Raw genomic sequence first — 20098 nt, 5'->3', positions numbered from 1 at the left:
CGCAGAGCGCACCCGAAGTACTTCAGATGCGGCACAGTGGTTATCGCGAATCCAGGGCGCCGCCATCAAACGCGGCCGGCGACGCCCGCAATGAGGTTTCCGCAACGCGTGCGGAACCACCATTGCGAGAAGCGGGGAGTAGCACACGCGCTCACGGGCGCTCTCCGCCGGCCAAGAAGATACGGTCGAACTGATCGGCAACCGGACCGAACGCGCCCACCAGCACCGGGTCGAACTGCCCCGGGGACTCGGCCGTGATGACCCGCACCGCGCGGGGGTGGCTCAGCGCCGGCCGGTACGGGCGCCGGCACCGCAGTGCGTCGTACACGGACACCAGGGCCACGATCCGGGCGGCCAGCGGAATCTGTTCGCCCCGCAGCCCGTCCGGGTACCCGGTGCCGTCCCACCGCTCGTGATGCCCCTTCGCGATGTCGGCCGCGACCGCCACCCCCACCGCTTCGGGGTGCGCCGCGGCCAGCCGGGCGAGCAACTGACCGCCGACCGTCGGGTGCGCCTGCACCGCCAGCCGTTCGGTCTCGTCCAGCCGGCCCCGTTTGGACAGCGTGTCCGGCGGGACCGCCAGCATGCCCACGTCGTGGGCCGGCGCCGCCTTGGCCAGCAGGTCCACGAACACCGGGTGCGACAGCCGCGCGTACGCGCCGGTGTGCGGGACCGCGGCGGCCAAGGCACGGACGTACTGCGGGATGCGGGCGTGGTACCCGCGGTCCACCGCGCCGACCTCCTCGGCCAGCCGGCACGCCCCCTGCGCCAACAAAGCGATGGCGGTGGAGGCGGCCCCGTCGGCAGCCACGTCGGCAAGCGCCCGTGCGCTCGAGCCCCCGCTCGGCTGCCGCCCGGGTTCCCCGCGCCGCGCCAGCAGCCCCCGCACCCGGGAGAGGAACTCGGGCGGGGTGAACGGCTTGCGAATGAAGTCGTCGGCCCCGCCCAGGAGCAGACCGCCGAGCGACTCGGTGGGCACCCGGCCCGACATGTACAGGATCATCGGCACCGGCGGGGCGGCGATCTGCTGCACCCGGGCGATGAACTTGGAGCCGTCCAGGCGCGGCATCTCCTGGTCCACCACGAGCAGGTCGAACCGCTCCCCCTCGACCCGCCCCAGCCCGTCTCGCCCGTCGGCCGCCTCCACGCACTCGTACCCCTCACCGAGCAGCGCCCGCACGTAGGCGCGCACGTCGGGGTCGTCGTCGATCACCAGCACCCGCGGGCGCGGCGCGCCGGCGGCCCCGGCCCGCGCCGGCGGCCGGTAGCTGACGAACGGCAGCAGCGCCGCCGCCGCCGCCCCCGCCGACGGGAACCGCCGCTCGGGGTCCGGGTCCATGAGCTTGGCCACCAGCGCGTCCAGCTCGGCCGGCAGCTCGGGGCGGTGCTCGCGCACCCGCGGCACGGTCCCGTGCAGCCGCCGCGCCACCATCGCCATCAGGTCCCCGGCGGCGGGGAACGGGTCGCGCCCGGTGAGGGCCAGGAACAGCGAGGCGCCCAGCCCGAACACGTCGGCGCGCCCGTCCACCCGGCTCGGGTACTCAACCTGCTCCGGGGCCATGTACCCGACCGACCCGATCAGCACCCCCGGCTCGGTCAGCTCCTGGGCCGAGTGCCGCGCGAGCCCGAAGTCGAGCACCTTGGCCTTCCAGTCCGGGGTGACCAGGATGTTGGGCGGCTTGATGTCCCGGTGCACCAGCCCGTGCCGGTGCGCCTCGGCCAGCGCCTCGGCCACCTGGCGGCACAGGCCCGCCGCCCGGTGCACCGGGAGCGGGCCGCCGCCGGCCACCGTGGCCTGGAGGTCGGCCCCCGGCACCAAGTCCATCACGTAGTACTCGCGGGCCGGGCCGCCCGGGCGCAGCGGCCCCTCGCGGCCGGCGTCCAGGCAGCTCACGATGTTGGGGTGCTGGAGCCGGGCCACCGCCCGGGCCTCCAGGAAGAACCGGTTGCTGAGCCGGGCGTCGCCCGCGTGCCGCTCGGTCAGCACCTTGAGCGCCACCGGGCGCCGCAGGTGCCGGTGCTCGGCCCGGTACACCAGCCCCATGCCCCCTTGCCCCAGGGGCTCCAACAGGCGGTAGTGACCCAGCAGCAGCGACGCGCCGTTGCCCGCGCGCACCGCGTCCGCCTGGAACCGGGTCAGCAGGTGCCGCCCCATCAGCGCGGCCAGCGCGGCGTCCGTGTCGGTCTGCCCGGCGAGCTCGGCCCGCACCTCGGCGGGCAGCTCGTCCCACTCCTCGCGGAGCAGGACGCCGCTGGCCAGCAACTCAAGCACCGGCGCCCGCTGGGGCGGGTCCGGCGCCGCCCGCCGGGCGTCGCCCACCGGCCCGGACCGGGCCCCGTCGCGCAACTGGTTCACCACGGCCCTCCGAGACCCGCCGCTCCGCGCGCCGGGGCTGTGCTATAAGGAATTCGGGACGCACGCCCGAACTCTAGTGCGCGTCCCAACCGGCTCCGACGGCACCGCCCGGAACCCACGATTTCGCGCCGCAACGGAACCATCGGCCGCGGCGCGAAGTTCTGTGTGCCCGCAAATTCGGCCCGAACCGCTCGATAAGCGGAGTGAGCGTCGGGAGCCTTCCGGACGCATTGCCGAGTGGAGAGCGACGAATGGCCGGTGCATCCCCGGTTCGCGTGACCGACGACGAGCGCCCGGGCTGGGCGCGGCTGGTGCTCGCCGGCCGGGTGACCGTCGCCGACGCCCACCCGCTGCACGCCGCGGCCCGCGAGGCGCTCGCCCGCGGGACCAACGTGGCGGTGCGGTGCGACGAGGTGGAGCACCTCGACGCGGCCGCGATCCAGGTGCTGTTGTGCCTGAGCCGCGAGGTGCGGCGCGCGGGCCGGCAGCTCGTCGTCGGGGGGGTCCCCGGCCCGATCACAGAGTACTTACGGCTGGCCGGACTGGCCGGACAGCCCGCCGCCTGACCGGCCCTATCCCGAGAACCCGGGACCGAGGAACGATGAACAAGACCATCCTGATCGTGGACGACTCCCCCACCATGCGGCAGATGGTGGGCGACACGCTTCGCGGCGCCGGGTACGCGGTTCTCGAAGGGGTCAACGGGTCCGACGCGCTCGCGAAGGTCGCGGGGCGCACGGTCCACCTGGTCATCACCGACTTCAACATGCCGGTGATGGGCGGGCTGGTGCTGATCGAGCGGCTCCGGGCCAAACCCGAGTTCCGGTTCACCCCCATCCTGGTGCTGACGACGGAGTCCGAGACGTCGCGCAAGGAGCAGGGGAAGGCGGCGGGCGCGACCGGCTGGGTGACCAAGCCGTTCGACCCGGTGCGGCTGGTCCAGGTGGTTAAGCGGTTAATGCCCTGACACGAACGGCAGACGCCATGCAACTCGATCCCGAGCGCTACTTGCGCACCTTTTTCGACGAGGCCGTCGAGCACGTGAGCGCCCTTGAGGGGGCGCTGCTGCGGCTCGAATCCGGGCCCCACGACCCCACGGCGGTGGACGCCGCGTTCCGGGCCGCCCACTCGGTCAAGGGCGGGGCGGACGCGGTCGGGCTCCCGCACATCGCCAAGTTCACCCACGGCCTCGAGGGGTTCCTCGAGCGGTTCCGGGGCGGGGGCAAGATCCCCCGGCGGGTGCTGGACCTGCTGCTCGAGGCCACCGACACGCTCGGCCGGCTGGTGTCGGCCGCCCGGGCCGCTGAGGCCCCGCCCCCGGGGGTCGAGGAGCTGCTCGGCCGGCTCACCGCCGACGCCGGGTCCTCGACGGGCGCCAAGTCGTGGTGGGCGGCCCCCCAGAACTTGACCGCGCTCCAGTCGCAGGCCGGCGCGCCCAAGCCGGCCGCGGCACCGCCCCAGCCGCAAGCCCAGCCCCAGCCGCAAGCCCAGCCCCAGCCGCCGGCCGCGGCGGCGGGCGCCGCCGCGGTGACGTACGCGGTCTCCGTGGTGCCCCACCCGGAAGCGATGCGCTCGGGCCTGGACCCCCTGGGGCTGCTGCGCGAGATCGCCGCCCTGGGAACCGTCGAGCGGGTCGAGGTGAACACCAAGGGGCTGCCGACGCTCGCCGAACTGGACCCCGAGCGGTGCTACCTCTCGTGGACGGTGCGCCTGACCACCGCACAGCCGCCGGAGGCGATCCGCGACGTGTTCGCGTTCGCGCCGGCGCTGGTCACCGCCACCGTCCAGGTGGCACCGCCCGGCCCGGCCCCGGGCGACTCGGCCGTGCAAAGCCCGGCGCCCAAGGCCGAGCCGCCCAAGGCCGAGCCCCAGGCGGCGGCCCCGCCGCCGAAGCCGAAGCCCCAGGCACAGGCCCCGGCCCAGCGCCAGCCGGCCGCCACGTGGGTCGCCTCGTTCGAGCGCAAGCTCCCGGTCCCGGACCCGATCCGGTTCGTCACCTTCCTGGTCGAGCGCGGCACCGTCACCCCGCCGCAGGCGCTCGACGCGCTGGCCCGCCAGCACGAGGCCCGTCCGACCCTCGGCCGCGTGGCGGTCGAGGCCGGGCTGGTGACCGTCGAGAACCTCAAGGGGATGCTCTCCCACATGGGGTCCGACGAGGGGTTCGGCAGCGCCGCCGTGCGGCTCGGGTACCTGTCCGAGAACGACCTCGGGCGGCTCGTACTGGCCCAGGAGCGCCAGGCCCCGCCGATCGGGGAGTGCTTGGTCGAGGCCGGGGCCCTGACGCCGGACCAGCTCGGCGCCGAGACGGTGCAGTTCTGCGCCAAAGCGGCGACGGCGCCGCACCCCGCCTCCAGCTACTGCGACCTGCCGCCGCCGCCGGTGGAGATGCCCCGCGCCCCGGGGCAGTCGCTGCTGCTCGAGAACGGCCCGATGATCGGCGACTTCTGCCAGGAGGCGTCCGAGCACCTGGAAACGGCCGACCGGAACCTGCTGGTCATCGACGGCGACCCGACCAACGCGAACGCGCTGAACGCGGTGTACCGCGGGTTCCACACCATCAAGGGCGTGTCCAGCATGCTCGGGCTGGCCGCGGTGCAGATGCTGGCCCACGAGGCCGAGAACCTGCTCAACTTGGCCCGCGACGGCAAGGTGCGGCTCCAGGGCAAGCCGATGGACCTGGTGTTCGCCAGCACCGACGCGCTCAAGCGCCAGGTGCAGTTCATCCGCGCCTGGAGCACCGAAGGCGGGCGGCTCGCGGAGGACCCGGCGCTGCCGGCCCTGGTCGCGGAGCTGCGGGTCGCCGCCAGCGGCGCGACCGAGGCCCCGCCCCGGGCGGCCCCCAAGTCCGCGGCCCCGATCGCCCCGGCGGCCCCGGTCGCGGCCCCGGTCGCGCCGGAGCCGGTCGCGGCCCCGGTCGCGAAGGCGGAAAAGCCCGAACACCCCCCGGCCCCGCAGCCGAAGGCGGAAAAGGCCGAACCGGCGGCCGAGGGCACCGGCCTGCGGCGCATCGCCGAGAAGGAAACGGTGCGGGTCGACAAGGACCGGCTCGACAAGCTCATCAACACCATCGGCGAGCTGGTCATCGCACAGTCGATGGCCCAGCAGGAGTTCGACGAGATGTCCAACGGGTCGGGCGTGGGCTCGCTGGCCCTGCCCGAGCTGGCGAAGATCTCGCGGGACCTCCAGGAGCTGAGCCTGTCCCTGCGGATGGTGCCGCTCCAGGGCACGTTCCAGAAGATGGCCCGGCTGGTGCGGGACCTGTCCCGCAAGATGAACAAGCCCGTGGAGCTGGAGCTCCACGGGGAGGAGACGGAGCTCGACAAGACGGTGGTGGACCAGCTCGGCGACCCGCTCATGCACATGGTCCGCAACGCCGTCGACCACGGGCTGGAGGAGCCGGACGAGCGGACCACGGTGGGCAAGACGCGGGAGGGCCACGTCGAGCTCCGCGCGTACCACCAGGGCGGCAGCGTGTTCATCGAGCTGACCGACGACGGCAAGGGGCTGGACCGCGAGCGGATCCTGAAGAAGGCGGTCGAGAAGGCCATCATCGCCGAGGGCCAGCGGCTCACGGACCCCGAGATCTACGCCCTCATCTTCGAGCCCGGGTTCTCCACCGCCAAGGCCGTCACCGACGTGTCCGGGCGCGGGGTCGGGATGGACGTGGTGCGGCGGAACGTGGAGGCCCTCCAGGGCAACATCCTGATCCGCACCCAGGCCGGCAAGGGGACCACGTTCACCATCCGGCTGCCGCTCACGCTGGCCATCATGGACGGGCTGATGGTCGCGCTCGGCGACGACGTGTACGTGCTGCCGCTGCTGTCGGTGGTCGAGTCGTTCCGCCCGCACCCCGCGGACCTGCGGCGGGTCGCGGGGCACGGCGAGGCGGTGACGGTGCGCGGCGAGGTGGTGCCGCTCTTGCGGCTGCACCAGCTGTTCGGCCGCTCCGCCCGGGTCGAGGACCCGGGCCGGGGGCTGGTGGTGCTGGTCGAGGACCAGGGCAAGAAGCACGCGATCCTGGTGGACGAGCTGCTGGGGCAGATGCAGGCGGTGGTGAAGAGCCTGGACGCCAACTACCGCCGGGTCGAAGGGCTCGCCGGGGCGACGATCCTCGGCGACGGCCGGGTCGCGATGATCCTCGACATCCACGGGCTGGCCCAGTTGCACGCCCAAGGCGCCGGGGCCGCGGAACCGATGTTGGCGCCGGCCGCCGTGTGACCGGCCGCGGGCGCCCCCGACGCCCGCGCCGGGGCCGCCCGTCAGTACCGCACCGCGAACCCGACGCCGGCGAAGACGTCGTCCGCCCGGCGGTTCAGGCCGAACCCGAACCGGGCATCGACCTGGAAGTTCGGCGTCACCCGGTACAGGAGCCCGCTGTCGAAGTAATACTGCGGGCCGGCCCGTGGGGTGTCGGCCCCGGCCGGCGCGAGCACGAAGCACTCGGTGAACGCCCCGAGCCGCTCGGTCAGAGTGTACCCCACCGACAGCGATTGCGCGAGCTGGACGTACGTGCCCCCGGTGTCGTCCACCGCCGCGACCGCGGCGGTGGTCCCGCCGAGCGACACCAGATCGGGGATCAGCTCCCACGAGTAGAGGTACAGCAGCCCCGGCAGCGGGTGCCGGCCGCTCAGCTCCCGCCGCCCGGTGGGGACGGTCATTTGCAAGGTGACCGCGGTTTCCGGGCGCCAGCCGGAGCCCTCCGTGAGGGCGAACTTGGTTGCCAAGTACAGGTCCTGGAAGCCGGCGGCGCGGACGCCCCCATCGGCACCGGCGGCCCCAGTGCTCAGGGCGCCCTGGTCCTGGAAGCCGATGGCGCGGGCGACCCCATCGGCACCGGCGGAACGGGTACTCAGGGCGCTCTGGCCGACCTGGATCTCGAACCAATCGGCCAGCAGCCCGACCCGGAGCAGGGCCTCGGGGAACGAGTGCGAGCTGACCCGGGCGACGGGATCACGGGCGGTAGTGAACGTGTACCCGCTCTCCAGTTGCACGCGCCCGCGCCCGACGGTGCGGCTGGAGTTGGTGAAGTCCGGGCGCTCGGTGGTGATCGGGGGCTCGGCGCCCGACCGGTCCGCGGGTTCGGAGCCGCTTTCGGGCTCGCGGCCGGACCACTCGAATAGGGCTTTCGGCGGCGCCTCGCCGGGGGCGCCGTGGTTCCGCGCGACGCACCCGCACGCCAGAACCACAGCCAGGGCGGGCGTGAGTAACGCGCGGTACATCGGCACCTCGTGCTCGGCCGCACCGATTATCGGCGTTTTGTGACCTAACATTTAGATCATCGCAGCCCGAACCCACGGTGCCCCGCGCGGCCCCCGTCAACAGCACAAGGAGACCCTCACGTGAGCGACGAAAACCACAACCCCGCCGCCGTCCAGGCCGATACCGGTCAATTCTTGACCTTCTGCCTGGCGGACGAGGAATACGGGCTGGAGATCCTGCGCGTGCAGGAGATCAAGGGGTACTCCAAAGTGACCCCGCTGCCCAACACCCCGCCCGAGGTCAAAGGGGTCATGAACCTGCGCGGCACCGTGGTCCCGATCATCGACCTGCGCACCCGGTTCGGGCTCGACCAGGCCGAGTACACCCGGTTCACCGTCATCATTGTGGTCACCGTCGGCACCAAGGTGGTCGGCCTCGTCGTCGACGCCGTCTCCGACGTGCTCAACGTGGACGCCAAGGAGCTGGTGCCGACGCCGGACCTCGGGTCCCGCGTGGACACCACGTTCCTCACCGGCATCGCCCGCAACGGCGAGCGCCTCGTCTCCCTGCTCAACATCGATCGGCTGGTGGGCGCGACGACCGGGGGAGCCGCGCTGACGGCTTGAGCGGACGGCCCCACTCATCGCCCCGCCCGCGCGGGGGACACCAACGGCGAGCGTGTTGTGATTAAGAGCTTCAACACCCTCAGCATCGGCACCCGGCTCGTGGGGGCGTTCCTGTTACTGGCGCTCGTCGGCGCCGGCGCCGGGCTCTGCGGGTTGAGGTCGGCCGACGAGCTGAACCGCACCGTCGAAACCACGAACGGCCGGCTGCTCCCCTCACTAACGGCTCTGACCGAGCTGCGCGGGAAGGGCATCGGCACCGTCCAGCGCACCGAGCGCACCCTGGTCATGACGGCCCGCAGCCCGAACGAGGACGACACCCGGCGGGCGAAGGCGGCCCAGGCGACCGCTTGGGACGTCATCCGGGACACCGCCAAGCGGTACGAAGCGCAGCCGATGACGGACCGGGAGAAGCGCCTCTGGGGCGAGTTCCTTCCGCTGTTGGAGCGGTTCCGCAAGGACCACGAGGCCACGATGGCGGCTCTGAGCGCCGGCCGCGTCGACGAAGCCGAGAGGCTGGCCCTCGCGTCCACGGAGCAAACGAACCAGGCGAGCGCGGCGCTGGGCGCCTTGATCGACCTTCAGAACGAAACAGCCAACCAGGAAGCGACGGCGGCCCGCGCCAAGTACGAGTCCGCCCGGGCCACCACGCTCCTGGCCATCGGGGGCGCGGCCGTCGCGGCCGTCGGGCTCGGCGTGTTCTTCCGCGCGCAGATCGTGCGCCCGCTCGACGCGGCCGTACAGGTGCTGGAGGCGGTCGCGTCCGGCGACCTCACCCGCAAGGCCGTCGTCACGTCGGAGGACGAGTTCGGGCGTCTGGGCAAGGCGCTGAACGCCACGGTTACCGGGATCCAGACTGCGCTGAAGCAAGACAAGCTGAGCTGGGCGGCGGTCGGGGTCCAGCGGGAGCAGAACGCCGACTTCGCGGGCCAAATCGCGGCGGTGGGTAAGGCGATGGCGGTGATCGAGTTCAAGCTCGACGGCACCATCGTTTCGGCCAACGAGAACTTCCTGGGGGCCGTCGGCTACCGACTGCCGGAGATCCAGGGGCGGCACCACAGCATGTTTATGAAGCCGGCGGAGGCGAACGGCCCCGAGTACCGCGAGCTGTGGGCGCGGCTGAACCGTGGCGAGTTCATCGCGCGCGAGTTCAAGCGGATCGGTAAGGGCGGCAAGGAGGTGTGGATTCAGGCCTCCTACAACCCGATTCTCGGGCTCGACGGGAAGCCCTACAAGGTGGTCAAGTTTGCCGCCGACGTGACCGGCGCCAAGCTCATGGAACAGAAAATTAAAGACGACGCAACCGAGTTGCAGCGCAAAGTGGACGCGATCCAGTTGGGGGTGGACGCGCTGGCGGCGGGCGACTTCACGGTGTCGATCCCGGACCTGGGGACCGACCACGTGGGGCAGATGGCTCGCTCGCTGAATCAAGCGGTCGTGAGCGTGCGCACGGCTCTGGAGGGCGTGCGGAAGGTGTCCGAGCAGTTGGCCGATGCGTCCGACCAACTGTCCGGCGCGAGCGAGGAGATCTCCTCGGGGGCCCAGGAGCAGGCCAGCAGCCTCGAAGAGACGGCCAGCAGCCTCGAAGAGATCACCGCCACGGTGCAGCGCAACGCCGACAACGCCCAGCAGGCGCGCCAGTTGGCCGACGGCTCGCGCGAGGTGGCCGAGCGGGGCGGGCTGGTGGTGAGCGGCGCGGTCGGGGCCATGAGCGAGATCAACGGGGCGTCCAAGAAGATCGAGGAGATCATCACGACGATCGACGAGATCGCGTTCCAGACGAACCTGCTCGCCCTCAATGCCGCCGTCGAAGCCGCCCGCGTCGGCGAGCAGGGGCGCGGGTTCGCGGTGGTAGCAACGGAAGTGCGAAACCTGGCCCAGCGCAGCGCCACCGCGGCGAAAGAAATCAAGAGCCTGATCCACGACTCCGTCAAGAAAGTGGACACGGGCACCGAGCTGGTCAACCGGTCCGGGGACACGCTGGCCGAGATCGTCACCAGCGTCAAGCGGGTCACCGACATCGTCACCGAGATGGCCGCCGCGGGCAAGGAGCAGTCCGTGGGCATCGAACAGGTCAATAAGGCCGTGTCGCAGATGGACACCGCCACCCAGCGGAACGCCTCCCAGACGGAGGAGCTGTCGGCCACCGCCCAGGCGCTCTCCAACCAGGCCGGCCAGCTCCGCGACCTGATTGCGCGGTTCAAGCTCGGCAACAACGGACACCCGCCCACGCCCAGCCCTGCCCGCAAGCCGGCCAAGAAGGGCACCAGACCGGAGCCCCATGACGCCGTCGCCCCAGCCGCGAACGGGCGCGGGGCCGACAACGGGTTCGCCGATTTCTGAACGGGAGCACCGGTCAACGGATCCCACACACGCGCAGCAACACCGTAACGGCCGGCAAATCACGTTGTCCGTAATGTGCCAAACCACTCTTTGAGTAAACGGGTACACTGCTTGGGTTCGCCACCCGCGGCGGCCGGCTCAAGACGGCGGGGCCGGTCAGCCGATACGACATGAGTGGGGCACCGGAGACTGCGTGTGATGCTCGCGCCTGCCGTCCGCTGGATCGCCGTCGCGGTCGCCATCGCCGCAACGATGTCGGTCACCGCCCCGGGTGCCTTGGCCCAACAGAACCTGTTCAACGTCCCCAGCGGCCAGATCACCGAGCGCGAGCACGTGTTCTTCCAGCAGCAGTTCAACTTCAACCGCCCGGCCGGGACCAGCAACACGACGTTCGATTTCGGCCTCGGCCGCGGGTGGGAGGTCGGCTTCAACGCCCTCGACTTCAACCTGTACGAGAACATTCGCCCGCCGGCCCCGGGCGAGCGGCGGCAGGTCAATCCCGACCTCCTTCTCAACGCACAGAAGGGCTTCGATGTGCTCGACGACGTCTGGTCGATCGGCGTCGGCACCCAGGCCGGGTTGAACCCGGCCCGTCGGTCCCGCGACGTGCGGTTCCAGAATTTTACCTGGGTCATCAACGGCTTCTCGCTGCCGGACGAACGGGCAAAAGTGTACGTCGGGGCGTACTACGCGAACGTCGCCTACGCCGGCCCCGGCGACCGGTTTGGGGTGCTGCTCGGGGTCGAAATTCCGATCGTTAAGGACCGCTTCCACTTCCAGGCCGACTGCATCACCGGCAACCGCGACATCAGCACGATCGTCGTCGGCGGGGTGTTCATCTTCCCGAACAAGTGGCAACTCTCGCTCGGGGCACAGTTACCCGTCCCGCACAGCGGAACCCCTTACGGTGCGGTCATCGAGTTCACGATCCCCGGCTACCCGCTCTTTTCGCGTCGCAAGCCCGTACCGACGACGGCTCCCGATTGAGCCCGCAAGCCGGCCAAGAGTGGCGCGGCACGCGAGCGGCGAGCACGAGCTGGACGCGCTCGGGGCCGACGACAGGTTCGCGGACTTCTGAGCCCCCGAACGCGAGATCGCCACGCCCCGCGAGACGCAGTCACACAAAACCATTCAAAAACAAATCGCACTTACGCCTTACCGAACGCAGTTCAGATGTGGTACCGACATTCCCGTCTGTGCGCCCTTCTCGCGCCGCACAGACGGCAATGTCGGTGCCACAAAGGCATCAGCCAAAAACGGACACTCACAACTGCGCCAGCCTGAGTCGTTTCACGCGGCTGGGGCATTTGGCCTGCACCGCCACCGCTTCGCACGAAGGGCCGGTGTCCCGCAAGCGGTACCAGCCTTCCGCCGCGACCAAAGTCGGGTTCTCACTTCCCGCCCAACACCTCTCGCACCTTCGCCCGACCGGTGTCGGTGAGTTTGAGCCCCTCACCGGTGCGCACCACGAACCCGTTCCGCGTCGCCCGCGCCACCACCGCGGCCGTTCGCTGCGGGCTCCAGTGCAGGTGCGCGTGCAGGCTCGCCGCGCGAGACTCCTCGGCTTCCTCGGGCGTGCCCTCGTGCTGGGCGAGGTGAACCGTCAGCATCAGTTCGTGGAACGCGCGCTTCTGCCGGAGCCGCTGCACCGCTTGTGCGGCCAGGCCGCGCCCGGGCGCCGCCAGAAGCACCGCCGCGAACAGCACCCCCAGCGCCACCGCCACCGCGCCGGCCGTGGTCGTGTTGAGCGCGTCGGCGGCGAACGTGCCGACGAACGCCGCGACCACCCCGAACAGCGCCGCAAGCGCTAACATCACCGCGAGCCGGTCTGTTAGCAGAAACGCGGCGGCGGCCGGCACGACAAAGAATCCCACCACCAGCACCGGGCCGACCGCGTCGAACGCGGCCACCGCGGTGACCGACACCACGACCATCAGCGCGTAGTGGACCACCGCCGGCCGGAACCCGAGCGACGCCGCGAGCCCGGGATCGAACGTGGTGAGCTTCAGCTCCTTGAAAAACAGTGTCACGAGCAGCAGGTTCAGCGCGAGCACCGCGCCCAGAATCCACACGGGCGGGACCGCGGCGCCGAACGCCTCCCAGCGCGGGTCCCGGGCCGCCTCTGGTTGCCCGAGTAGCACCTGATCGACGTCCAGGTGAACGTTCTTCACGCTCACGCTCACCATCAGCACGCCCGCGGCGAACAGCGCCGCGAACACCAACCCGAGGGCGGCGTCCGCCTTCACGCGCCCGCTCTTTTCGAGCACTTCGACCAGCACCACCGCGAGCACCCCGGAGGCCGCGGCACCGAACAGCAGCCACGGCGAGTCGAGGTCGCGCACTGCGAAGTACGCCAGCACGATCCCGAACAGCAGCACGTGCCCGATCGCGTCGCTGGTCATGGCCCCGCGGCGCAGCACCAGGAACGTGCCCGGCAGCGCGCACGCCGCCGCGACCACTGCCAGCACCAAGCTCAGTTCGACAACGGAGTTCATGGCAACCGCCGAAGGAGCGACGCTCGGAACCGGCATTAAACGGCCGGAGTCGCCCGGGGCCGGAGCCGCTTCCGGACCCGCTCACGGGCCGCCCCGAGCAGAAGCGACAGGAGCACGAGGGCCGTGGCGCACAGCACGATGGTCGGCCCGGTGGGCACGGAGCCCGTCTTCGGGAACTGGTAGCTGAGCAGGTGACTCGCGACCGTTCCGCCCGCGCCGGCCATCGCCCCGAAGAGGCCCGCGAGTACCACCACCCGGCCCAGGTTGTCGCTCCACTGCCGAGCGGCCACACACGGCGCGATCAGCAGCGCGGTCATGAGTACGACGCCGACTGCCTTCAGCCCGGTCACCACCGCAACCACGGTGAGCGTGGTGAGCAGCAGCTCCACCGCCCGGACCGGCACGCCGAGGCCGGTCGCGAACGCGGGGTCGAAGCTGACCACCTTGAACTGCTTCCAGAACAGCGCGAGGAGGGCTAACGCGGCGAGCCCGAACCCGCTGATGAGCCACATGTCCGGCACCCCGATCAGCGCTGCCTGCCCGAACAGGTAGCGTTCGAGCGGCGTGAGTGCCGCGCCGCGCACGTTGCGCTGGATGTAGGTGAACAGCACCAGCCCCAGCCCGAAGAAGACGGCGAGCACGCCCGCCAGAGCCGAATCGAACGGCACCCGCGAGCGCTTCGTGATCTGCGCGACGATCAGCATCGCGAGCCACCCCGCCGCGGCCCCGCCCGCGACGAGCGCGAGTGGCGCCCGCCCGCCGAGCAGGAATGCGGCCGCGACGCCCGGGAGAGCCGCGTGCGCCACCGCGTCCCCCTGGAGGCTCTGCCGGCGCAGCACCGCGAACGACCCCACGGCGCCGGCGGTCAGGCCGAGCGCCGCGGTGCCGGCGGCCGGCACCCACAATGCCGAGGTGTTCAGTTGGTCGAGCAGTTGGTCCGCGGTCATGGGTTTTGCGTCGGCGGCGCCGAATCCTCCCCCAGGCGCTGGATGTACTCGGGCTCCCACGAGGCCTGCTCGTCCACCGGTTCAACGTGGATCGTGACCGCCAGCTCCGGGATCGCGCCCGTCAGCACCGCTTCGAGTTCGGTCGCCAGGTGGTGACCGGCTCGCACCGAGAGGTCGCCGTCCACGAGCAGGTGAAATTCGATGAACCGCCGCGCGCCGGACAGCCGCGTGCGCAGGAGGTGGAACGTCGCTCCTTCGGGCAGGTTGTTACGGATCAGCTCGCGCACCCGAGCCCGCTCGTCCTCCGGGATCGCGTGGTCCATGAGCCCGTCGAACGACCGGCGGATCAGCCCCAGGCCGATCCAGGTGATGTGCCCGCCCATCACGATCGCGAGGAGCGAGTCGAAGAACGTGAGCCCCGTGAAGTACACGAGCGCGAGACCGATCAGCACTCCGGCGGACGTCCACACGTCGGCCATGAGGTGCTGCCCGTCGGCCTCCAGCACGATCGACTTGTGGAGGCGCCCGTAATGGAGCAGCACCCGTGCGACCGCGAAGTTCACAGCGGAGGCCGCGAGGGCCAGCGCGCTGCCGAGCTCCAGGGCGGCGAGCGGTTCGGGAAAGACGAGCCGCCAAACGCCGTACCCGGCCGCGCCCGCACCGGCCACGACGATCAACACGCCTTCGAGCCCACTGGACAGGAACTCGATCTTCTCGTGCCCGTACGTGTGGGACGGGTCCGCGGGGCGGGAGGCGTACCACAGCGCGAAGTACGCGGTGACGGCGGCCAACAGGTTCACCACCGACTCGAGTGCGTCGGTGAGCAGCCCCACGGAGCCGGTCAGCGCGTAGGCCGCCCCCTTCATTGCGATAGTGGCAACGGCCGCGGCAATCGAAAGGACTACCGGCCAGCGGAGCCGTGCGAGGGGTTCCATTCGCTCACTGTCTCGGGTCGGAAGGTCACGAACGCGCCACCGCCCGCTATTGTAGGGGCGGCCCCGGCTTCGCGACCTGGAGCGGTCCGACCGGGGCGCTCATTTGTTCCGCCCCGTCAGCTCGCCGATGCGCTTCTCGGCCTGCTTGATGTGATCGGGGTTGGTGTCGTGCTCGACTACCGCCCGGTACAGGTCCACGGCCTTCGTCCGCTCGTTCAACTGCCGGTCGTAGAGCAGCGCCGCGCGCAACCGGGCGTCGGTCCGTGCCCCCCGGACCCACTGGAACGAGCGCTCGAAGTACTTGGCGGCGCGGTCGTACTGCTTGTACGCCCGGCTCTCGTAAATGTCCCCGAGCTGGTACGCCACGTCCCCGATCTTGTCCGAGTTGGGGTACTTGTCGATGACCTCACGCAGCAACAGCTCGGCGCGGCGCATGTTGAGCACGTACTCGTCGCCGATCCCGCGCCCCTTGTACTCCATCGCGGTCTTGTACAGCTCGTTCGCCTCGCGCACGTTCACCCGGGCTTCCAGGGTCGCGGGCGGAACGTCCTTGACCTCGAGGTTGTACGACGGCTTCCACATCAAGTGGTAGGACATCAGCTCGCGCTCGGCCCACATGAGCCGCTGCTTGTCGCCGACCTTGGTGTAGTGCTCGTGCAGCGATTTGAGGCTGTTCTCGTACTCTTTGCGGGCGGCGATGTGGCGTTCGACCAGTTGCACGTCCCCGGCCGCAGCCGCGGACGAGGGATCACCCGGGGGGAGCGGGGCGGCCGCTTTCCCGGGCTCGGTGAGCGGCTTGCTCGGCTGGTCCGCGGCGGCCCACCCGGCCGCCGCCGCACCCGCACCGATCAGCCCCAGCAGGGTCGCTCGCATGTGTGTCCCCCCTCAGTTCGGCGTTGGGCGAGGGAGGGTGAGGGGGCGCCTCACGCCTCGCCATCGGCCCTCATTTCTGCTCGCCCCGCGGCGGCTCTTGCGGCGCGGGACCGATCCGGGAGTCGCCCGGGTTGGACGAGCCCGGGTTGGACGAGCCCGGGTTGGACGAGCCCGGGAACGTGGAGCCGCCCGGGTACGGCGTGTGCGACCCGCTCAACCGCTGATCCGGACGGCCGAAGATCATTCGCCCCGCCGCGGTGTTCAGCACGCTGGTCACCACGATCGCGATCTCTTGGCCGATCAGCGCCCGCCCCTGCTCGATCACCACCATCGTGCCGTCGTCGAGGTACCCGACGCCCTGGCCGATCTGGTCCCCCGCCTTCACCACCCGCACCTGCATGTACTCGCCCGGGATCGCAACCGTTTTCAGCGCGTTGGCGATCTCGTTCAGGTTGATGACGTCCACGCCCTGGAGCTGCGCCACCTTGTTAAGGTTGAAGTCGTTGGTAACGACGCGGGCGTTGAGCGCCTTCGCCAGGATCACCAGCCGCTCGTCCACCTTGATGCGCTCGCCCGTCCGCAGCTCCGGCACGTTCCCGTCGTGCATCTGCAAGTCAACCTTCTGGTTGCCCTGTAGCCGCTTCAGCACGTCCAGCCCGCGGCGCCCGCGGTTCCGCTTCATCTTGTCGGAGCTGTCGGCGATGGCCTGGAGCTCTTGCAGCACGAACCGCGGCACGATGAGCCGCGTGTCGATCAGTCGAGTATCGCACACGTCCGCGATGCGGCCATCAATGATTACGCTGGTGTCCAGCACAAGCGGCCGGCCGCCCTTCACCTGTTTGGAAAATTCGACATAAGGGATAATGAACCGAAACTCGTCCTTCGTCTGCAAAAACGTTGAAATCGTCACATAGCAGCACACCACCGTGAGCAGCACCCGGCCGAGCAGGATGAGCGGCGACCCTTCGCCGAACGTGGACGCCAGCACCGGGACCAGGGCGATGGAGAACAGGTACCCGAGGAGCAGCCCGAGGAGCAGCCCGAAGTACACCGCGGAGATGGTGGTGATCTGCTTCTGCCGCTCGCGCACGTCGGTGAGCAGCACGACGCCGCTGACCGCGAGCACCGCGAGCGGCGCGACGATCGCGCCGGGCACGTTCTTTTCTTCGACGAGAAAAGCGGACGACAGGGCCGCCATCCCGACGACGAGGACGGCGTACGCGATGCGGAGGAGCAAGAGCAGCATGTGTAACCAGAGGACAGAGTACGATGGGGCGGGGGCAACTGTTCGAGACCGGTGAACAGAAATGTGACCCGGACGCACTTTCTGTCTCTTGTTCTCGAGCTTCCGCCCTCCGCTCCTGATCTTACAGTTCGATGGAAGGCAAAAACAGGCGCCGGTATTCGAGCTGGGCGAACCGGTCGGTCATGCCGGCGAGGTAATCGCCGACGACACGCTCCAAACAGTCGAGCCGGGTGCGGGCGGTTGTGACCCACCCGTGCGGGGGCGGGCCGATCAGGGCCTCGGCGCCGGTCCAGCGGCGCAGGTGCTTCTCGGGCAGCAATTCGGGTGCCCGGACGTACTCCGCGAACAGCGATTCCAAGATCCGCTTCCCGTTGGCGGTCATCCGCAGCACCCGATGGTGCTTGTAGACGCGGTTCCGCAAGAACCGCTCCAGCCCGGCCTTGAGCCGCCGCACGTCCGGGGTGAACCCGACGAGCGGCTCCCGCGCGGCGCGAACGTCGTCCACGCACTTTACGTCGGCCGCCGCCAGCCGGTTCGCGGTCTCTTCGAGCAGGTCGGCGACCTGCCACGCCAGCAGCTCCCGCACCACCGCGATGCGGAGCGGCGCGTCCGAGAGGCCGGGCGTGTGCGCGTGAACCCGCTCGGTCGCGCGCGCCCAGAACTCGATCCGGCGCAGCTCGTCGAGGGTGATGAAGCCGAGCCCGAGCGCGTCGTCGGTGTCGTGGGTGTCGTAGGCGATGGAGTCGACCACGTCCGCGATCTGGGCCTCGAGCAGCGGGCCGCCCACGCCCCGGAACTCGGCACACTCCGGCGCGTCGAGGCGCCCGCAGTGCTGGACGAACGCCTCGCGCACTTCAAACGACAGGTTCAGCCCCGGGAACTGCGGGTACCGCTCCTCCAACTCATCGACCCGGCGCAACCCGAACAGGTTGTGGTCGAACCCGCCGTGCGGCTTGAGGCACTCGTCGAGCGCGTCCTCGCCCGCGTGTCCGAACGGGGGGTGACCGATGTCGTGCGCCAGCGCGATCACCTCCGCGAGGTCCTCGTTCAGCCGCAGGCGCCGGGCGACGGTGCGGGCGAGTTGGGTCACCTCCAGCGTGTGGGTGAGCCGGGTGCGGTGGTGGTCGTTGACGCTCGCGACGAGCACCTGCGTCTTGCCGGTCATCCGGCGGAACGCGGTGCAGTGGACGATGCGCTCGCGGTCCCGCTGGTAGAGGGAACGGAACGGGTGATCGTCCTCGGGGTGTCGGCGGCCCCGGCTGGCCCGCGAGGGCATCGCGTAAGGGGCGAGCCAGTCGTCCTCGAACGTGAGCCAGTCGTCGGTGGTGATCGGAGAAGACATTACCGCCAGGATACCACATGCCCCGCGTATGGGCTATCGTGGCGAGCACTCGCGTCAGCCGTCTTCACCGGCGCCGTCGTTGGATTCGTCCCATTCGGTCGGGCGGTGCGTCTCGGGCGCACGGGTCAAGAACAGTTCCCCGCCGTCCGGTCCGACCTCGACAATGCAAAGACCGAAATCGTCGTAAGGCGCCCCGCCCTCGCCGAAGAAGACAACGCGGTGCACGACCGCGCCGATGTCCGGCCCACCGGACCAGCCGTCCGTGAGCCGGGGCCAAACCTCAAGCCCCTCTTGTCTGATGGCACCTGCGATACCGTCCAGGGCCTCAGCAGGCGTCGCGCCAAACGACTCGTAGAACTCGACCCACCGCGCGAACGCGCCGGCGAGCGACCGGGCGGCACCCGCGAACCGCCACTCGCCGATACGCGGCTCCACGGCAATCATGACGAAGGCCAGGAACGTCCCGGGCACGTCCGGAGTTGGGTCGGCGAGCAGCGCAAGCGCGTCGGCCCGTGAAAGGGGCACCGGCTTCGGGTACGGGGTCGGAGCGTTCATCGCGCGCCCTCGATCGGAACGGGCAGCGTCACCGCCCGGCGCTCGCGGCTGGACTGGTAAATCGCGCTGAACAGTTCTACCACGGCACGCCCGGCTTCGCCGGTCACGAGCGGCGGTCGCCCCTCGCGCACCGCCAGAACGAAGTCGCGAATCTGGAGCGCGTGGTAATGAACCGTTGCGTTCACACTCGCAAACCGTTCGCGGTCTTCCGCCCGGAAAGCCGTCAGTAACCCCTCTTCGCCGGGGACCGTCCACAGATCGGTCAGCGGCGGTTCCGCGATCGCCGATACACCGGCAATGAACGTCGCCCCGCGATCGGTTTCCACCCCGACCGACGCGCCGCTTGTGCCGTGGATGTGAACCTTCGTGTAAATGCCCGGCTTCTGTGCCAGACTGGTGATGACCGAACCGACCCCGCCGTTCCGGAACCGGATCGACGCCACCGCGGTGTCGTCCACTTCTACGGTCGGGTGGTTGAGGTTCGCCCAATACCCCGTTACCTCCGCCGCCGGCCCCATCAGCCACAAAAGAATGTCGAGTTGGTGCGGCGACTGGTTGACGAGCACCCCGCCGCCTTCCGTGTCCCATTTGCCGCGCCACGGGTCGGAGAGGTAGTACGCCGCGTCGCGCCAACTGTACTGAATGAACACGCCCAGCGCCGGCGCGCCGATTTTGCCGGCGTCGATCGCGCGCTTCATGCGCTGAACGGGTTCGTAGAACCGCCGCTGGCTGATCGTGCCGAGCGTCACGCCGCTCTGGCGTGCCGCAGCCAGCATCGCGTCGCAGTCGGCGAGGCTCGCGGCCAGTGGCTTTTCGACCAGCACGTGCGCGCCCGCTTCCGCGGCACGGATCGCGGTCTCCGCGTGGAGCGGGTGCGGCGTCCCGATGATAACGGCGTCCGGGCGGGCGTCGCGGAGCATTGAGCCGAGGTCGGTAAACGGCCGAACGCCGTACTTCTCGGCAAATGCCCCGGCACGGTCGGGGCTCACATCGCAGGCGGCAACGAACTCCGCTTCGGGAATCGTCTTGAGGGCCGCGGCGTGGATGCCCGCGACTTTTCCGCAACCGATCAGGGCGACTCGAAGAGGGGGCATGGCTCACCGCAAAAGGTACAGGAGAGAACAGAACGGAGACTTTCGTTTAGCGCCTCCGCTCGTCACGCCACTCGTTTCGTCTCGCCTGCA

At 70.3% G+C, this 20098-nt stretch carries 16 protein-coding genes; 6 read left to right on the top strand and 10 right to left on the bottom strand.

What is annotated here, in order from left to right; translation table 11 throughout:
* Window positions 1-151: 151 nt before the first annotated feature.
* Window positions 152-2356, bottom strand: a complete 2205-nt coding sequence (locus R5W23_RS09090; RefSeq protein WP_320686059.1) for a protein kinase domain-containing protein — start codon at window positions 2354-2356, stop codon at window positions 152-154.
* 251 nt (window positions 2357-2607) lie between these two features.
* Between R5W23_RS09090 and R5W23_RS09085 the strand changes: the two genes are divergently transcribed.
* From R5W23_RS09085 to R5W23_RS09075, 3 genes are read left to right on the top strand one after another with little or no spacing between them, the layout of a single operon-like run.
* Window positions 2608-2922, top strand: coding sequence for an STAS domain-containing protein (locus tag R5W23_RS09085; RefSeq protein ID WP_261186177.1), 315 nt, complete (start codon window positions 2608-2610; stop codon window positions 2920-2922).
* Window positions 2923-2957: 35 nt separating this feature from the next.
* Window positions 2958-3323, top strand: a complete 366-nt coding sequence (locus R5W23_RS09080) for a response regulator (protein WP_261186178.1) — start codon at window positions 2958-2960, stop codon at window positions 3321-3323.
* Window positions 3324-3340: 17 nt separating this feature from the next.
* Window positions 3341-6574, top strand: coding sequence for a chemotaxis protein CheA (locus tag R5W23_RS09075; RefSeq protein ID WP_320686058.1), 3234 nt, complete (start codon window positions 3341-3343; stop codon window positions 6572-6574).
* Window positions 6575-6615: 41 nt separating this feature from the next.
* Here the strand turns inward: R5W23_RS09075 and R5W23_RS09070 are convergent, their stop codons facing one another.
* Window positions 6616-7575 (bottom strand): transporter, encoded by a 960-nt coding sequence (locus R5W23_RS09070; protein ID WP_320686057.1) that lies wholly within the window; start codon window positions 7573-7575, stop codon window positions 6616-6618.
* A gap of 120 nt (window positions 7576-7695) precedes the next feature.
* On the opposite strand from R5W23_RS09070, the gene R5W23_RS09065 reads away from it, so the two are divergent.
* From R5W23_RS09065 to R5W23_RS09055, 3 genes are all read left to right on the top strand, one after another.
* Window positions 7696-8181 (top strand): chemotaxis protein CheW, encoded by a 486-nt coding sequence (locus R5W23_RS09065; RefSeq protein WP_010046938.1) that lies wholly within the window; start codon window positions 7696-7698, stop codon window positions 8179-8181.
* 57 nt (window positions 8182-8238) lie between these two features.
* On the top strand, window positions 8239-10521 hold the full coding sequence (locus R5W23_RS09060; RefSeq protein ID WP_320686056.1) for a methyl-accepting chemotaxis protein: 2283 nt from the start codon (window positions 8239-8241) through the stop codon (window positions 10519-10521).
* A gap of 198 nt (window positions 10522-10719) precedes the next feature.
* Window positions 10720-11508, top strand: coding sequence for a hypothetical protein (locus R5W23_RS09055; protein WP_320686055.1), 789 nt, complete (start codon window positions 10720-10722; stop codon window positions 11506-11508).
* 404 nt (window positions 11509-11912) lie between these two features.
* On the opposite strand, the gene R5W23_RS09050 is transcribed toward R5W23_RS09055, so the two are convergent.
* The 8 genes from R5W23_RS09050 to R5W23_RS09015 all read right to left on the bottom strand — a co-directional run bounded on the left by R5W23_RS09050 (window position 11913) and on the right by R5W23_RS09015 (window position 20008).
* Window positions 11913-13016 (bottom strand): metal ABC transporter permease, encoded by a 1104-nt coding sequence (locus R5W23_RS09050; protein WP_320686054.1) that lies wholly within the window; start codon window positions 13014-13016, stop codon window positions 11913-11915.
* Window positions 13017-13051: 35 nt separating this feature from the next.
* A complete protein-coding gene (locus R5W23_RS09045; protein ID WP_320686053.1) occupies window positions 13052-13963 on the bottom strand; it encodes a metal ABC transporter permease in 912 nt (303 codons plus the stop codon).
* Window positions 13960-14898 (bottom strand): cation diffusion facilitator family transporter, encoded by a 939-nt coding sequence (locus R5W23_RS09040; RefSeq protein ID WP_261186186.1) that lies wholly within the window; start codon window positions 14896-14898, stop codon window positions 13960-13962. Before R5W23_RS09040 ends, R5W23_RS09045 begins: the two co-directional genes overlap by 4 nt.
* A gap of 99 nt (window positions 14899-14997) precedes the next feature.
* Complete coding sequence (locus tag R5W23_RS09035) at window positions 14998-15771, bottom strand: tetratricopeptide repeat protein (protein WP_320686052.1); 774 nt, start codon at window positions 15769-15771, stop codon at window positions 14998-15000.
* 70 nt (window positions 15772-15841) lie between these two features.
* Window positions 15842-17017: a PIN/TRAM domain-containing protein gene (locus R5W23_RS09030; RefSeq protein ID WP_320686051.1), complete on the bottom strand. Its 1176-nt coding sequence runs from the start codon at window positions 17015-17017 to the stop codon at window positions 15842-15844.
* 121 nt (window positions 17018-17138) lie between these two features.
* Window positions 17139-18359 carry a deoxyguanosinetriphosphate triphosphohydrolase gene (locus R5W23_RS09025; protein ID WP_261186190.1) on the bottom strand — a complete coding sequence of 407 codons (1221 nt, stop codon included), beginning with the start codon at window positions 18357-18359 and terminating at the stop codon, window positions 17139-17141.
* Between the two features lie 54 nt (window positions 18360-18413).
* Window positions 18414-18914, bottom strand: coding sequence for a hypothetical protein (locus R5W23_RS09020; protein ID WP_261186191.1), 501 nt, complete (start codon window positions 18912-18914; stop codon window positions 18414-18416).
* The gene (locus R5W23_RS09015) at window positions 18911-20008 is read right to left on the bottom strand and encodes a Gfo/Idh/MocA family protein (RefSeq protein WP_320686050.1); all 1098 of its coding nucleotides are present in this window, start codon (window positions 20006-20008) and stop codon (window positions 18911-18913) included. The genes R5W23_RS09020 and R5W23_RS09015 overlap by 4 nt, the downstream gene beginning before the upstream one ends.
* Between the last annotated feature and the right edge of the window lie 90 nt (window positions 20009-20098).

Origin of the sequence: Gemmata algarum, from assembly GCF_034097035.1 — a bacterium.
GTDB classification, from domain to species: domain Bacteria; phylum Planctomycetota; class Planctomycetia; order Gemmatales; family Gemmataceae; genus Gemmata; species Gemmata algarum.
This window is presented reverse-complemented; position numbering and strand designations above follow the sequence as displayed.